At 40.1% G+C, this 15,321-nt stretch carries 16 protein-coding genes; 7 read left to right on the top strand and 9 right to left on the bottom strand.

Annotated features, from left to right (window positions below):
• Nucleotides 1-87: 87 nt before the first annotated feature.
• Both argF and NI462_RS01920 read right to left on the bottom strand, forming a co-directional pair.
• A complete protein-coding gene (gene argF, locus NI462_RS01925) occupies nucleotides 88-1,008 on the bottom strand; it encodes an ornithine carbamoyltransferase (protein ID WP_004280178.1) in 921 nt (306 codons plus the stop codon).
• A gap of 114 nt (nucleotides 1,009-1,122) precedes the next feature.
• Nucleotides 1,123-1,770, bottom strand: coding sequence for a TetR/AcrR family transcriptional regulator (locus NI462_RS01920; protein WP_004646788.1), 648 nt, complete (start codon nucleotides 1,768-1,770; stop codon nucleotides 1,123-1,125).
• Between the two features lie 230 nt (nucleotides 1,771-2,000).
• Here NI462_RS01920 and prpB point away from each other — a divergent pair, with 230 nt between their 5' ends.
• Both prpB and prpC read left to right on the top strand, forming a co-directional pair.
• Complete coding sequence (prpB, locus tag NI462_RS01915; protein WP_004280180.1) at nucleotides 2,001-2,885, top strand: methylisocitrate lyase; 885 nt, start codon at nucleotides 2,001-2,003, stop codon at nucleotides 2,883-2,885.
• Nucleotides 2,886-2,889: 4 nt separating this feature from the next.
• Complete coding sequence (gene prpC, locus NI462_RS01910; protein WP_004646790.1) at nucleotides 2,890-4,029, top strand: bifunctional 2-methylcitrate synthase/citrate synthase; 1,140 nt, start codon at nucleotides 2,890-2,892, stop codon at nucleotides 4,027-4,029.
• A gap of 66 nt (nucleotides 4,030-4,095) precedes the next feature.
• Here the strand turns inward: prpC and NI462_RS01905 are convergent, their stop codons facing one another.
• Together NI462_RS01905 and NI462_RS01900 are read right to left on the bottom strand one after the other, a co-directional pair.
• The gene (locus tag NI462_RS01905) at nucleotides 4,096-4,716 is read right to left on the bottom strand and encodes a hypothetical protein (protein ID WP_004646791.1); all 621 of its coding nucleotides are present in this window, start codon (nucleotides 4,714-4,716) and stop codon (nucleotides 4,096-4,098) included.
• Between the two features lie 102 nt (nucleotides 4,717-4,818).
• Entirely contained in the window at nucleotides 4,819-5,295 is a 477-nt protein-coding gene (locus NI462_RS01900; protein ID WP_004280184.1) for a CinA family protein, read from the bottom strand.
• A gap of 252 nt (nucleotides 5,296-5,547) precedes the next feature.
• On the opposite strand from NI462_RS01900, the gene NI462_RS01895 reads away from it, so the two are divergent.
• Nucleotides 5,548-5,778: a hypothetical protein gene (locus NI462_RS01895; protein WP_004646792.1), complete on the top strand. Its 231-nt coding sequence runs from the start codon at nucleotides 5,548-5,550 to the stop codon at nucleotides 5,776-5,778.
• 622 nt (nucleotides 5,779-6,400) lie between these two features.
• The gene (locus NI462_RS01890; protein ID WP_004646793.1) at nucleotides 6,401-6,631 is read left to right on the top strand and encodes a hypothetical protein; all 231 of its coding nucleotides are present in this window, start codon (nucleotides 6,401-6,403) and stop codon (nucleotides 6,629-6,631) included.
• Between the two features lie 103 nt (nucleotides 6,632-6,734).
• Here the strand turns inward: NI462_RS01890 and NI462_RS01885 are convergent, their stop codons facing one another.
• A complete protein-coding gene (locus NI462_RS01885) occupies nucleotides 6,735-7,076 on the bottom strand; it encodes a hypothetical protein (RefSeq protein ID WP_004646794.1) in 342 nt (113 codons plus the stop codon).
• A 1,216-nt stretch (nucleotides 7,077-8,292) separates the two neighbouring features.
• On the opposite strand from NI462_RS01885, the gene NI462_RS15120 reads away from it, so the two are divergent.
• Both NI462_RS15120 and NI462_RS01875 read left to right on the top strand, forming a co-directional pair.
• Nucleotides 8,293-8,520: a type II toxin-antitoxin system HigB family toxin gene (locus NI462_RS15120; protein WP_016806847.1), complete on the top strand. Its 228-nt coding sequence runs from the start codon at nucleotides 8,293-8,295 to the stop codon at nucleotides 8,518-8,520.
• A 162-nt stretch (nucleotides 8,521-8,682) separates the two neighbouring features.
• Nucleotides 8,683-8,829 carry a hypothetical protein gene (locus NI462_RS01875; RefSeq protein ID WP_004646799.1) on the top strand — a complete coding sequence of 49 codons (147 nt, stop codon included), beginning with the start codon at nucleotides 8,683-8,685 and terminating at the stop codon, nucleotides 8,827-8,829.
• A gap of 41 nt (nucleotides 8,830-8,870) precedes the next feature.
• On the opposite strand, the gene NI462_RS01870 is transcribed toward NI462_RS01875, so the two are convergent.
• The 3 genes from NI462_RS01870 to NI462_RS01860 all read right to left on the bottom strand — a co-directional run bounded on the left by NI462_RS01870 (nucleotide 8,871) and on the right by NI462_RS01860 (nucleotide 12,246).
• A complete protein-coding gene (locus tag NI462_RS01870; protein WP_004646800.1) occupies nucleotides 8,871-9,506 on the bottom strand; it encodes an SOS response-associated peptidase in 636 nt (211 codons plus the stop codon).
• A 226-nt stretch (nucleotides 9,507-9,732) separates the two neighbouring features.
• Nucleotides 9,733-10,947, bottom strand: coding sequence for an alpha/beta fold hydrolase (locus NI462_RS01865; protein WP_016806849.1), 1,215 nt, complete (start codon nucleotides 10,945-10,947; stop codon nucleotides 9,733-9,735).
• A 159-nt stretch (nucleotides 10,948-11,106) separates the two neighbouring features.
• A complete protein-coding gene (locus NI462_RS01860) occupies nucleotides 11,107-12,246 on the bottom strand; it encodes a catalase family protein (RefSeq protein ID WP_004646802.1) in 1,140 nt (379 codons plus the stop codon).
• A 379-nt stretch (nucleotides 12,247-12,625) separates the two neighbouring features.
• Here NI462_RS01860 and NI462_RS01855 point away from each other — a divergent pair, with 379 nt between their 5' ends.
• Complete coding sequence (locus NI462_RS01855) at nucleotides 12,626-13,792, top strand: MFS transporter (RefSeq protein WP_004646803.1); 1,167 nt, start codon at nucleotides 12,626-12,628, stop codon at nucleotides 13,790-13,792.
• A gap of 16 nt (nucleotides 13,793-13,808) precedes the next feature.
• Here NI462_RS01855 and NI462_RS01850 read toward each other — a convergent pair whose 3' ends face one another.
• Nucleotides 13,809-15,299: an amidase gene (locus NI462_RS01850; protein WP_004646804.1), complete on the bottom strand. Its 1,491-nt coding sequence runs from the start codon at nucleotides 15,297-15,299 to the stop codon at nucleotides 13,809-13,811.
• Between the last annotated feature and the right edge of the window lie 22 nt (nucleotides 15,300-15,321).

Raw genomic sequence — 15,321 nt, 5'->3', positions numbered from 1 at the left:
TATTCCATTTCAACAATGATTATAAGAGCTGAGACAAAAAAAGCACCAGAGATTGGTGCTTAATTTGTGAAGATTCATCTTAAAAAATTAGTCTTTTTTCAGATTTTCATTAATCAGGAATTCAACCAAAGCTTTTTGCGCGTGCAAGCGGTTTTCAGCTTCATCCCAAACTACGGCATTTTTATGGTCAAGCAGATTTTCTGAAATCTCTTCGCCACGATGCGCAGGCAAGCAGTGCATAAACAAGCAATCCGGATGTGCAAGATCCATCAGGCGTTCATTCACCTGATAATCTGCAAAGGCTTTTTCACGGATCTTCTGCTCTTCTTCCTGACCCATGCTTGCCCAAACATCAGTCACGATCAGGTCAGCATTCACCGCTGCATCTTCAGCAGAAGGAACCAGTTCCACACAATGCGCGAATTCAGACAGGAATTTTTCTTGTGGCTCATAGCCTTTTGGCGCTGCAATTTTCAGATTAAAGCCCCACATATGTGCAGCTTCAATATAAGAGTTACACATATTGTTGCCATCACCAATCCAGGCAACAGTTTTACCTTCAATTGAGCCACGTTGCTCTACATAAGTCTGCATGTCAGCAAGTAGCTGGCAAGGATGGTGGTCATCTGTCAACGCATTAATCACTGGAACTTTTGAATAAGATGCAAAACGCTCCACGATATCATGGCCGAAAGTACGGATCATCACGATATCCAGCATGCTTGAAATCACACGTGCAGAATCTTCAATCGGTTCACCACGACCTAACTGGGTATCGCGTGAAGACAGGAAAATCGCGCTACCACCAAATTGGCTCATGCCAGCTTCAAACGAAACACGCGTACGGGTACTCGATTTCTCAAAAATCATGCCCATCACTTTACCAACAAATGGTTGGAACACTTCATTGTTATGCTGTTTGCGCTTAAGCTCAATTGCGCGTTGCAAAATCTGGTTAAGTTCTAAAGTTGATAAATCGCGTAAGGTGAGAAAGTGACGGAGAGCCATTCGTTACTCCACAATAATTGCCGAAAAACTCGATCAACAATCAGTTGTTGGTTAGTTTAAGAAAAAAATACGGAATCGGCTAATATACTATAAGCAATGAAAAATGCAAAAAAACTAGACTTTTTGATGACCGTCTAAAAAGCGATCCACACAATAACTGATGTATTTGTCGATTTCCTGATCATCTTCCTGTACCGGAATTCCCATCAGAATACGCCATTCCAGATTGCGCAAAATACCAAAATACAACTGTGCCGAATATTGCGGATTCTCGCAATGCAATAAACCTTGCGCATCTGCCTGTTCTAAAGCCGTAGCAATGGCACTTTGTACATGCACCGGGCCTCGCTCATGAATATGCTGGGCAAGTTCTGGATTGCGCTGACTCTGTTCCAGCACCAGACGCATAAAGGCCGAGTTTTCAGGTTGCATGATCTGGTGATAAAAATTGAGTAGCGTGTGTACTAAATAACTACGAAAATCCAGTGCCATCAATTCGATCGGAATACTGATATCTTCAAAAAACTTGATACGACGATAATCGCAGATGGCTTTAAACAAGCCTTCTTTATTGCCAAAGTATTTATAGATCGAAGCTTTGGAGCCTCCGGCATGCTGGACGATATCATCCAGAGAGACAGCGTCATAACCCCGTTCCAGAAATAGCTCGGTTGCACTGATCAGCAGCGCAATACAACGCTCATGACCACGTTTGGTCTGTGGCAGATCTTTGGCGAGCGGTTCTAGGGCAAGGTCTTGCATAGGAGATCGTACATCAACATGACAATAAAGATTGAAACGCCATCATAGCAAATATATGCACATATTTCATAATTGCGCCAGATAAGTGCGCTATTTGCTAATTAGGTAAAGCAAAACTTAAAAATTTGACTAAAGTTTTAGAGTATTTGTTCTATCGGGTTATGGAATGAGCAAGCCAAATGAGTATACTCGAATTTCAATAATTATAGCCAAGACTGTGGAAAAGGAAGATGACAGAACAAATGTCTGCAGGTTTAAGATTTAGACAAGCGCTTGAAGTCGAGAAACCATTGCAAATTATGGGCACGGTAAATGCCTATGCTGCCATGATGGCCAAACAGGTCGGTTATAAAGCCATTTATTTATCAGGTGCGGGTGTCGCGAATTATTCTTATGGTTTGCCTGACCTGGGCATGACCAGCCTGGATAATGTTCTTGAAGATGTACGCCGGATCACTGAACGTGTGGATACACCTTTACTGGTTGATATTGATACCGGTTGGGGCGGCGCATTAAATATTGCCCGAACGATCAAACAGATGATTGCAGCAGGAGCCGCTGCGGTTCATATTGAAGATCAGGTTGCACAGAAGCGTTGTGGTCATCGTCCAAATAAAGAAATCGTATCGCAACAGGAAATGGTCGATCGTATCAAAGCTGCTGTAGATGCGAAAACCGATTCAAACTTCGTGGTGATGGCGCGTACCGATGCGCTACAAAAAGAAGGCCTGCAAGCCGTGATTGACCGTGCTTCTGCCTGTGTTGAAGCGGGCGCAGATGCGATTTTTGCTGAAGCGATGACTGATATCACCATGTACCGTACAGTATGTGATGCGGTCGGTGTGCCAGTCCTGGCGAATATTACCGAATTTGGTGATACGCCGTATTATACGGTAGATGAATTGGCTGAGCAGGGCATTGGCATGGTGCTGTATCCATTGTCAGCGACACGTGCAATGCAAAAAGCCGCACTTGAAGTGATGCGTTCGGTGCGCGAACATGGTACTCAGGTAAATGTGCTGGATATCATGCAACAACGAAAAGAACTCTACGAATTTTTAGATTATCACAGCTTCGAAGACACATTAGATAAACTGTTTAAACAGGAGAATTAAAAAAATGGCTGAAGGAAAAGTACTCACTGGCGCAGGATTGCGCGGACAAGTGGCAGGTAAAACCTCACTTTCAACAGTAGGCAAAAGTGGCGCAGGCCTGACCTATCGCGGTTATGACGTACAGGATCTGGCTGAACATTGCCAGTTTGAAGAAGTCGCTTACCTGATTTTCTTCGGAGAATTGCCGACATCAGAGCAATTGGCAGCCTACAAAGCCAAACTGAAATCCTTACGCACTTTACCTCAGGCATTAAAAGAAGTCCTTGAGCGTATTCCTGCCGACTCACATCCAATGGATGTGATGCGTACTGGCGTTTCCATGCTGGGCAATCTTGAAACTGAGCAATCTTTTGAGCAGCAACAGGATATCGCAGACCGTATTTTGGCAACTTTGCCGGCAATGATCTGTTACTGGTATCGTTATAGCCATGACGGCGTGCGTATTGAAGAAAATACCGATGATGATTCAATCGGTGCGCAGTTCCTGAATCTACTGCATGGCGAAAAGCCAAATGAATTACATGAACAGGTGATGAATGTTTCCTTGATTCTGTATGCAGAGCATGAATTCAACGCTTCAACTTTTACCGCTCGTGTGTGTGCATCAACGCTGTCCGATATGCACTCTTGTATTACCGGTGCAATCGGTTCCTTGCGTGGCCCTCTACATGGCGGTGCCAACGAAGCTGCGATGGACATGATTGAAAACTGGAAGTCGCCTGAAGAAGCTGAACGTGAAATGCTGGGCATGCTGGAACGTAAAGAAAAAATCATGGGCTTCGGTCATGCGATCTATAAGGACAATGATCCGCGTAATGGCATTATTAAAGTCTGGTCTGAGCGTTTGGCCAAAGATGTCGGTGATACGGTACTTTATCCAGTCTCGGTACGCTGTGAAGAAGTCATGTGGCGTGAGAAGAAATTATTCTGTAATGCGGATTTCTTCCATGCATCTGCCTATCATTTTATGGGCATTCCAACCAAGCTGTTTACCCCGATCTTTGTTATGTCGCGTGTGACAGGCTGGGCCGCACATGTGATGGAACAACGTGCAGACAATCGTATTATCCGTCCAAGCGCGGATTACACTGGGCCAGAGTTGCGTAAAGTAGTGCCAATCGCTGAGCGTTCTACTGCGGCTTAATCTGTTTCTGTAGTAAAAATAAAAAAAATAAGGTCTCAATTGAGACCTTATTTTTTATCGGTTTCGTTATCGGCTTAACAGTGCCGGATCTTCAATGCTATAACCTGTTTCAAAAGGAATACCCAGATACTTTACTATTACCAGAGTTTTATTTTGTCTCGGAACTTTATAGGCCTGGCTAATTTTCAAGCCTTGCTGATAACTAACCGCTTGCTGAACCGCGCTTTTTTGTAAGCCAGATTTCACTTGATATTGATAGGTCCATTTTGGCACTTTTTCCTGAGGGTCATGCCAGGCAGGCGCGCTACCTTTTTTTGTCTTTAACACCTTAAGCTGTGGTTTTGATTTTTGAATTGGATTTAATGGAACTAAACGTTTTTTGATTTTGGCAATGTCCTGATCAAACTTGCGACTGTCTTGATCATAATCGATGCGCTTGGTTTTAGGATTGATATATAAGGAATTGACCTGAACCAGTTGATTTGGTTTTTGGGATTTAAAATTATAATAATATAGTTGAGGCAAGCGTCCACGACCATCAAGATAGTGACGCATGATATAAAGCTTCTGTTCTTTGACTTCATAGCCTAGAACTTCAATATTTTGTGGACCGCCTACGGTAGCGAAAGCCAGAGTGGGCAAGCTCAGAGGGAGCAGGAGCAGTGCAGTTTTAATATTCATGGTCATTCCACCCTCAAAAAAATAGATTGGCATCTGATCATGCCAATCTATCTTAAAATACGGTAGAAATAATGAAGCTTATTCAGGCTATACAGTAACTTTGAAAGCTTAGCTGTTATTCAACAGATTGATCATGTCATGTGCAACCACAGCGGACAGTTTGTTGAGGCGTTCAAGTGGCGAGCCTTTGAGATAATACTGGAACTGATGGATTTGCGTGCCATCATTAATGGCCACAAAAAAAGTCCCTTCCGGTTTCTCTGGTGTCGCGCTACCACCTGGTTTAAGCAATCCTGTACAGGCAATAATCCAGTCAGCATCACGGAACATTTTTTTACCTGCTTCCGCCAGAGCAACCGTTACCGGCATAGATTCCGCAGTATGACTATTGATCAGATTCTTGGAAATGCCCAATACTGAAGTCTTGACACTTACATCGTAGCAGATCAAACCACCAATCAGAATTTCGGCACCTTCTCCTTTACAAATGGAGAACTGGCTACTGAGATATCCAGAACTTGCGCTTTCGATAAAGGCAATTTTTATGTTTTTCTCTTCGAGTAAGCCGCAACAGGTTTTTATCATAGTCTCTATATTTTCTTTGTGGGAGTGATTTTAGATCAATCTAGGCAGATTTTTTCCTGTCGATCAACTCCAAGTATATTTATATTTTTATGAAAGTTAAAATTTTTTTCATAGATCAGTGTAATTTCATGTTGACCTGATCGCAAATCTGAGTGGTTAAAGTTTGGGCTATTTTCAAAAATAGAGGTTTCTTCTCAGGCGGAACAGTGGTAAAAATAAAAATAAAGTGCTTAGTGAAAGTAGGGTGTTGGAATGAAAACCACAGTAAAATATGTAGTCTTAAAAAGTCTTGACTATCAATTGGGTACACCATTATTTCAGGAAGAAATTGACGCTGATGGTCAATATTTTGATCAGATACCAAGCACAATTTCTTATCAGAATTTGCAGTTCAAAGTGAAAAGCAAAGAGCTTAAACGTTTGTATCTGGCCGAAGAGCAGGAAGATACTCAAACGATTATCGTCAAAGTAGTCAATATCTAATAAAAACTGAATAGAATAAGCCTCTTTTAAAGGGGCTTATTTATTATAAATAGATTAATAAATATAATTACAAACAATGATTTGATCTAAGTTTATACCAAAATAATAAGTAAAAATATTTGAATTAAAGTCAAGGTAAATTCGAAACAGCTTAAGTTTTATTGGTGAGGTCATGTTAAGTATCGTATTTCTTCACAGTTAATAATATTCAAAAAGAATTGTATTTTTAATGTTTTATTTAATTTTTTAAAAATATAGAAGATTTAGATTTATTTGTATATATTTATAAATATCAATAGTATAGTTATTAAGTGGTTCTGTTTAATAACGCTTTTTAAATTTTATTAAAAATTTTCCTATATATGAAATAGGACTTAAGTTATTCCTTTTATTGGATAATAAATTTTTGACCTATAAAGTCTTTCATTATGTTTCTGTTGCATTATATCAGGTAATTTATGTTGCGCATTAATCTCCACTTCAAGTACTTATCTTACTATTTTTTACATTGAATTAATCTGTAACAGGTTAAAGGTTGGCGAAATCTGAAAAATGCGTAGAGTAGATATTAAGTCGAAACCTATCGGCTTTTAATTTAAAGCAAATAGTAAGGAATACCACCATGGCTAATAATCAACAGCAAGACCAACAGAAACAGCAGCAACAACAGCAACAGCAAAATCAACAACGCAATCAAGATCAGCAGCGTCAACAAAACAACCAGCAAAACCCAAATCAGCAACAAAATAACCAGCAACAACAGCAGCCGCAGCGCAATCAGCAACAAAACCAGCAAGGCCAACAGCAACAACAGCCACAGCAAAACAGTAACCAACAGCAACAAGATCAGTGAAAACCGCAGTGTTAATTCTGTTTAAGACTTACGCTCTTCATAAAAAAACCGCCTGAATCAGGCGGTTTTTTATATTTCATTGCACGATTAGACTAAGTATTTATTAACACTGAATATTGGCTTTTAGCTTGTAGAAATTCAAGGCATTGTCTAGGTCGGTGAGCAACTCTTTTTCTGTATATTCCTTGGGTGCAAGTTTTAGCAAGGCAGGCATATAGTTATTTTTATATTCTTTAGGATATTGTTCACACAGGATACGTGTTCTTTCTTCCAGACTAATTGTTGAAGAGTCAAGTTTGTCCAGATAAGCACTCAGTTGATTATCTGATTGTTCAAACTGCACTTTAATGTTTGCATCAGCTTCTGCTGCACTCTCTGCTTGCTGTTTTTGGCAGCCGCTTATTGCCAGACTCATCAATAAAGTAATTAGTATGCGATTTTTCATGCTGCCAAAATATTGTTATTGCTCATATGAAAAATTATAGAGAGAAATGACTAAAAAGAAAGCAGGGATCTATAAACTTTATGAGACATTGAACATTCATAACATCCGATATTGACTGAAATAAGGAATTTTCTCCTACAAATCTGAATTAACCTATTCTCATTTATAGGTTTAGCAATTCTTTTTGGGTTTTGGTTATTTAATCGTCTTATTTGCCCATTAAAAAGATTTTTGGATAAATTACAGTCATTTAATTAACAAAAGTAATGGTTTTTTCATATTTTGAAACATTGCATCTATATATCCTACACAGATTGGCTGCATGGCTAGTGATATCTTGGCGTCATTCTAAGAACTTAATGAAAATAATTAAAAATCAGCACATTATAGGGCCTGTTTAATTTAGGAGAGTTAAACAGGCTTTTTCTTTTCCGTCTTAAATCTGGTTTTTTCTTTGCTGATTGTATTTTTTGCTCATTCTCTTTCACATAAGTTTTCATACACAACATAAAGCCTGAAAATTCCCTCAGGAGAGATACATGAATAGATGTTATTTATATATCTCTTTTCACGAAAAGACAGGACAAAGCTATGATGAGATGTATATGCGCATTTGGCATGGGCGTAATGGTTGGCTGTTGTTTTAAATCTTGCAAAGAGAAAATGTGTCAGATGATGAGCAGCAAGCATTGTAAAAGTGATCATTGTAAAAAAGATCAGGCGACTCAAGCTGAAGAGCCTGTACAAACTTAGCCCAAAAGCTTCAATTTTACTGAAAGGCTAAACAACAGAGCTGAGTACTGAAGTTGTTCTAGATCGCTGATCCAATCATTTTATATTGAATCATTCTATATTTAAAGCAATAAAGCTTGATCCTAGATTGAGCTTTTTACACTTAGGAGAAAAACATGATGCAATTTATATTTTGTTTATTTGGTCTTCATGGTGCGACTGAAATTAACTACACGTGTGACCATGATGAGGTCAAACAGTGTCGTGATTGCTTGAAAAATATTGAATAATGTGCCAAATCATCAGACATCTTAATGAAGATCAATCCCCGTTCAATCATCAGTTGGCGGGGTTTTTCTTTACTGATGAAATTTTTGGATCTAAACATAATTTCTCACAAGGAATACTTTATAAAAGAATCATTTCAATAGGATTACGTTTTGATAAATTCTTAGCTGCTTAGAACTGGAATACAATAAAATTTATGCGTGTGATCACCCATGCTCGAATTCTTGAAGCAATTCAAAAGAGGCCACAGGCTGAAACTGCATTAGCTGGTTGGCATCGAATGATTAAGGCCAATCATCCTAAAGATTTTACTGAAATGAAAAGACTTTTTCCGGCAGTGGATAAGCTTAGAAAATTTCATGTATTCGATATCGGCTCGCACGCGAATTCATATTCTTTGCTGTACCATCTACGATCAGGCTGAACAGCTTATTTGCTGAGATGGACTTTAGGGTTTGTGAAATGTAAAAGAATACTTCAAGGAAAATTTGTCTTTTTAGAAAACTGAATGTGCAACATAAATAACATTGATGTTTAGCAGTAGATGTCATATTTATCTCTTAATAGATATATGAAGGAGATGCATATGACAAATAAGCCAGAGCAAGAGCAAGAATCAAATCCGCATAAAGAATCGAATGACGACAAGGGTAATCAGGCATCTTATAAGCATGTCAAACCAGAGAAAAAACCCAATGCAGAACCCGAAAATCCATTGAGAGAGCAAAAATAGCTTTTTCACATGGACGAAGCCCTAACTTGGTTTAGGGCTTTTTAATTTCCCGATAAACCTTGATCTCTAGGCTTTGCAATAAACTCATCTTTCATTTCAAAGAAAAATTCATGGGCTTGTTCATGATCGCAGTGCAACCAGTCATGTCGTGATTCTTCCGGAATCACAATAATCGAGCGTTTTTCGTCATTCGGGTCATGAAACTGTTTCATAAAGGGATGTTGATCTGAATTTATGGTCAGCATCGAAAATGATCTGATTTTCTCACCATCAATGTGTGCGTCATCATAAATCGCCGCCACGGTAAAAGGATTGCCATCTTCACGTGAAATGCCAAACCAGTGCGATTTACCGTCTATATATTTAGGTTCATAGAATGTATCGACGGGTACCAAAGCAAACTGGTTGTTTTTCCAAGCATGTCGGAAACTCGGTTTGGATGCCACTGTTTCAGTCCGTGCATTATAGGTATGCCGGCCATATTTCAATTCTTTCGCCCAGGCTGGAATCAGTCCGAAACGTGCGATATCCAGCTCAAAATCATCAGCACCGCGCATAATGATTGGGGCTGGCGCTAAAGGATAAACATGTGTTTTCATGCCCAGTTCGAGTTGCTCTTCATGAATATCTAATAAGGAAAGACGTTTTTTTGAGGGAAATTCATAGTTCGAGCACATAAATAACCTCTTTCATTCTAATTATTATTTGCTAAAGAATTAAAGTATAAAAATGATGGGCTCAAAACAATTCGAAATCGTAAGTATAGTTATAACAGAAAGTAAGAATACGGATTAATATTAGTTTATCCTCTTTATAGAATAGTGCTCCTTTAAAGGACTATTCTATAAATATGAAGATTAAAATATTTGAGTTTTTAATGATTAAATACAAAAGCTCACCGGGTTATTTTGTAGGGCAGGTGTTCAAAGCTTTCCCTTGTTCAACTGAATGGATAAAGTTTCCAATTAGAAATTCACTCTGTCTTAAGGAATCACGATGATCTCCATTTTTGACTAGATGGAAGGCGATAGATTTCTGCTTCGTACATACCTGCTGATAGTAAGCATAAGTACCACGATCATCGACCAGTTGATCTTTCTCACCTTGTACCAGCAGAACCGGCACAGTCGGTGTCATATTCTCAATAGACTGTTCTTTTAAATAATGTGTCAAAGGTGCCAGATTTACATTTGATTTAAAGACAGTCTTAGGTGCTTGTTTTAGGTCAGATTGTAATTCTGACAAACAGCGACTGCGTGCATGATTAAGAATTTCTCCCATTTCTGGGCTCACTAAATTTGCTGGAGCAAGCAGCGGATCTGCAGCCTCTGCTCCTAAAAGCACAATTGGAAAAAATGCGGCGACATTAGTCGTGATTTGCGAATTGCTGGCAACATATTCAGCGATTCCTTCATATTGATAACCGCCTGGCGCCAGTGCAATTGCCCCGCGAAGATCAAATTCAGGCGCATCTTTTTGACCGGACGCTGCAACTTTAAGAGATGCTGCACCTCCTTGACTATGACCCATAACATACCAATTTTTACTAAAGTTATAAGGCTTTAAATGGTGGATCGCTCGTAGAGCATCAACGACAGTATGCAACTGGCTTCGCGCATTCATATAAGGATGACCGCCCGGAGTGCCTAAACCTTGATAATCAGGTGCAACAACTGCATAGCCGCGAGCGAGCCAGGCATTCAATGCCTTAGCAGCGATTTGCTGATAGACATGGACTGGCCCACCCACATAATCGCCAGAGGGTGCACATGTATCAGCAACGCCAGTTGTACCATGCGCCCAAGCCAGAACAGGCCATCCATCTTTAGGGACTTTGCCTTTAGGTAACAAGATATAGCCTGAAGTGACGATGGGCTCGGATTTTGTGCCACGACTGCGATAATTGATTAAGAAACGTTGTGAGGCATTCGTAAACAGATCAGTATTTTGTTCTTGTATAGATAATATTGTACCCGGTATTTTTTCCGAAATATGAGATGCTTGGATTTTGCTGCTATCGGGAAGTGGAGGAGATGCTATTGCATATGTTGAACCTAAACATAAACAACTCATGATCAATTTAATAATAGGAGATTTAATTTTCATCGCTGAAACCATTTTCCTTTTTATAATGTCATTTTTAATGTAGCAGCTTTATTTATGTTTCTAAATTAACTCTGCACAAAGTTTGTAAACTAAAGCTTTTAAGTTAAGGCGAATGAGCAGTACAACAGGTTATTTTAGGTTAGCTGATAACTTCAAATAAGCACTTATATTTTAATGTGGTTCTGATCTGTTAATAGAATTCATATCATGTCTAACCTCACTAATACGATCATAAATCACCTTTCGCATTCGGTTTATTACTCCCAGAGGTTTGTGTTCCGGTAGGGTATGCCATGGTGTAAAGGAAAGGTTTTCACAAAACTTGTTTTGGTCAGGCGTATCAAAAACTTGTGGAGGAATGCGGATAGTTGCGACCTTGTAGAAAGGTGCCTCACTTTCTTGCCATTCAGTCATGGAATCTTCGACCGACATGGTGTTTGATGTTCTAGGCTGTACCAAAAACTCCATACATGCTTCACTTTTTTGCAAATATTGGCGCAGTTTTTCTCTTAGAAAATTATGATGCGGAGCATGTGGAAGAGGATCTGTCACTGTCGAACATGCTTGAGCTGAATACTTTATAGCTTGACGATCAGTGCCTATTCCTAATTGATAGGGCACCATAGACCAATATCTAGTTTGCAAAGGATTAGAAATTTTATTTCTCGTATTTAAGGCAATCCAGGTTCCTTTAGCTCCTAATGCAAAAGGAATATGCAACTTATTGAAAAATCTATCGCTATTTATATCTTGCATAAATGACATATATCGGACTGGATCATTCACAAAAAAGACAGGATGATTGATCATAATGAAATCTTGAGTAGAGGTTTCATCATCTAAAAGCTTTTCTCCCGGTACAGCCAGAAGTTTTATCGCCATGCCACGGGCATCTTTTTTAATATCTGCTTGTTGGGCATCTTTAGAACCATTAGAGAAACGAATCCAGGCTTGATATGTTTTTCCCGGAATAAAAACACCTTGAACCAAGTTTTTAGGAAGAACTTCATCTACTTTGAATTCTGCACGTACACAACCATGTGCTTTGGGATGGGCATCACGTAGCGCGATACCTGTGGAATATTCTTTCCGAATCAATATCTCAATTATATCTGCGATTTTTTCAGTTATGTTTGCTTCATCAGGATAAAGACTTTCACTTAAATGATGATCTATATTGGGATGAATATTATCTTTTGGAGAGTTAGATGCTATAGGGGAAGTGTTAGCATATGCAGCACTACAAATACTTATTGCCATTAGAGGGAGGAAGACTAGACCCGAGCATATAGGTTTTATAAAGTTAGGCATTGATTTTCTCCTTGCTATAAAGCTAGAGTTAGTTTTAATTTTTTAGCCTATGATCTGAAAATTCTTTGGACATACTTTAGCCATAAAATAATGAGAATGTCTGTGTAATTATTGATCTTCAGATTTAAAGTCCACCCATACTCCTTTCTAAAATATTTCCACTCTTTATCGTGTGCTCAATATAGAAGCCGATTTATGTTCTTACTTTAATTTAACTCCACACAGAGTTTTTTACTTTAGCAAAATTTATCCATAAACTTATGAAAATTTATTTTTAGACTAATGCGAGATGCTCGTAGCAAAATCAAGAGTCGTCGAATACAGTGCTATAGAAATCTATTTAGTTTAACATTCTGAAAATATTAGGATATATAAATCAATGCCAGTTCTAGCAATCCAGCATAGACTCAGTGGATTTTACTTTTTTTACTATGCGATTGTTGGGGCGTTCATGCCTTTTTGGAGTCTGTATCTAGAAGATCAGGGCTTCAATTATCAGGAAATTGGCATTTTATCTTCTATTGCAATCGTCACCCGCTTTTTTGCTCCCTTAATTTGGGGCTGGATTGCAGACAAGTCTGGTAAACGCATGCTGCTGGTACGTATTGCCACCTGGATGGAAGCCTGTATCTGGTTCATGATTTTTATCATTCCCAATAGCTTTCAGTCCGTAGCTTTACTGATGCTGATTTTCAGTTTCTTTCAGAATGCTATTTTGGCACAGTTTGAAGGCGTGACTTTGTTTTGGCTCGGGGAAAAAAGAGCAGAACTCTATGGCAAAGTACGAAAATGGGGATCTGTCGGTTTTATAATTGGTGTATTCGGCTTGGGCGCCGTCTTTGAAATTATGAGCATCAGTATGTTGCCAGTGTTGTTGCTGTGTATTTCATTTCTGGCCTTTCTCTGGTCATTTACCATTAAAGAGCCCACGATGGCGCCTATCGCCCAGAAACAGCTCGAACCCTTATGGCCGATATTTAAACGCCCAGTGGTGTATAGTTTTTTCCTGATTGAATTGATTCTGCTATTTTCACACGCGCCGTTTTATAGTTTTTATAGCAATTATCTCAGTCAGGCGGGATTTAGCACCAGCCAGATTGGGCTGCTCTGGTCAGTCGGGGTCATTGCGGAAATCATCATGTTTGCCTATGCGACGTTCTTTCTGACACGCTGGTCATGGCGCCATCTGGTCACGTTATGCTTATTGATGACCGGATTAAGATGGTTCATCGTCGGGGTCTTTCCTGCTTCATTCATGGCACAGTTTTTTGCTCAAACGATTCACGCTTTAAGTTTTGGTTTATTTCATATGATTGCGATGCGAGTGATTTTCCAGAATTTTTCTGCAGGGCAGCAAGGACGTGGACAAGCGCTATATAGCACGATGTGGGGCGTTGGCGTGGCGAGTGGCAGTATTCTGGCTGGGCATTATTGGGATCAAGTCGGCGGCACATCTATTTTTATCGCTGCTGCAGTATCGACTTTGCTTGGCTTGTTACTGATTTTCGGATTGCCAAATAAAGTCGAACTGCAAAAACAGGCTTGAAAATATCATCTCAGTATTAAATACGGATTTTGGCGTATTGCCCAAACCACGGTTGTGCCTGTTCCAATTGGGCTGCCAGTTGTAATAGCAGATCCTCACGGGCAAACGGCGCAATAAACTGTGAACCGAGCGGCAGGTTTTGTTCATTCCAGTACAGTGGTACAGACATCGCTGGGAGTCCGGTAATATTGGCCAACTGGGTAAAAGGCACCCATTTTAGATTTTCTTTCACAATCTGGTCGACCAGTTTACCTTGCGCCAGCAAATGTGCTTTATTTAGTTTCAATAAAGCTTTAAGAATCGGTTTCTGCCAGTTTGGTGTTTTGACCTCACCATTTTTTGGCGCCACTGTCGCCGTTGCAGGCGTCAGGTACAGATCATAATTATCAAAGAAATGATTCATCTGGGTCACGTACTGGCCCCAGTTATTCAGGTTCTGGATATAATCAATCGCGCTGGTTTTGGCCCCAAAAGCCGCCAGCGCTAAAGAGTCCAGTTCAAAATCATTCGATTTGGACGGATAGCCTTTCTGGATTTCATCCAGCATAAATGAAAACTGGCTAAACCAGGTGGTAATAAAATCCTTGGCCAGTTGCATTCCATCAATGGCTGGACGGTCTTCGACCACCTCATGGCCCAAAGATTCTAGCAATTTGGCTGTTTTTTCAATGGCTTTAATGGCATCCTGGGAAACAGGTGTGCCAATCGTAGAATAAGTGCTAAACGCAATTTTCAGTTTTTTTGGCGGTTGCTGAATCACATCCAGATAATGATGCTGTGGACGCTGAATCTTAAACAGTGAACTATGATCTTCACCATGGGTGGCATCCAGCATTGCAGCACTATCCCGTACCGTTTTGGTCAGTACATGCTGAATCGCGGCGCCATGCATGGCTTCACTCATTTGTGGTCCCCAAGGCGTGCGGCCACGACTCGGTTTCAGGCCAAACAGGCCGCAATAGGAAGCGGGGATACGTATCGAGCCGCCACCATCACCAGCACCCGCAATTGGTACAATTCCGGCAGCCACGGCAGAAGCGGAACCACCGGACGAGCCGCCGCTATTATGCTGTAAATTCCACGGATTTTTACAGCTGCCCCAAGCATCTGGTTCAGTAATACCTTTAATCCCAAATTCAGGAGTATTGGTACGTCCAAAAGTCACAATCCCGGCTTTTTCCCAGCGATTGACAATCTCGGCATTGGTCTCGGCGATATAACCAATCCGTTTTAAGCCCTGACAACCATAAGAAGTTGGATAACCGGCATATTCCTGAAACAGGTCTTTAACCAGAAAAGGCACACCGGCAAAAGGTCCGGACAGATTTTGCTGGCTCCGTTTCAATGCATGCTCATGCATCGGAATAATAATTGCATTTAGCTCGGGATTGGCAATTGAACTACGCTCTAGTGCAGCAGATAAAAGTTCACTTGAATGTACTTGTTTATTGGCGACCAGATCAGCCAGTCCTAAACCGTCATATTGCAGATATTCTTCAAATTTCATTGCCATTCCCTAGTGTTGCTGC

Source organism: Acinetobacter lwoffii (assembly GCF_024129715.1).
GTDB classification, from domain to species: Bacteria; Pseudomonadota; Gammaproteobacteria; order Pseudomonadales; family Moraxellaceae; genus Acinetobacter; species Acinetobacter lwoffii_U.
The sequence above is the reverse complement of the archived record's forward strand: the minus strand, read 5'-3'. Positions and strand labels throughout refer to the sequence as shown.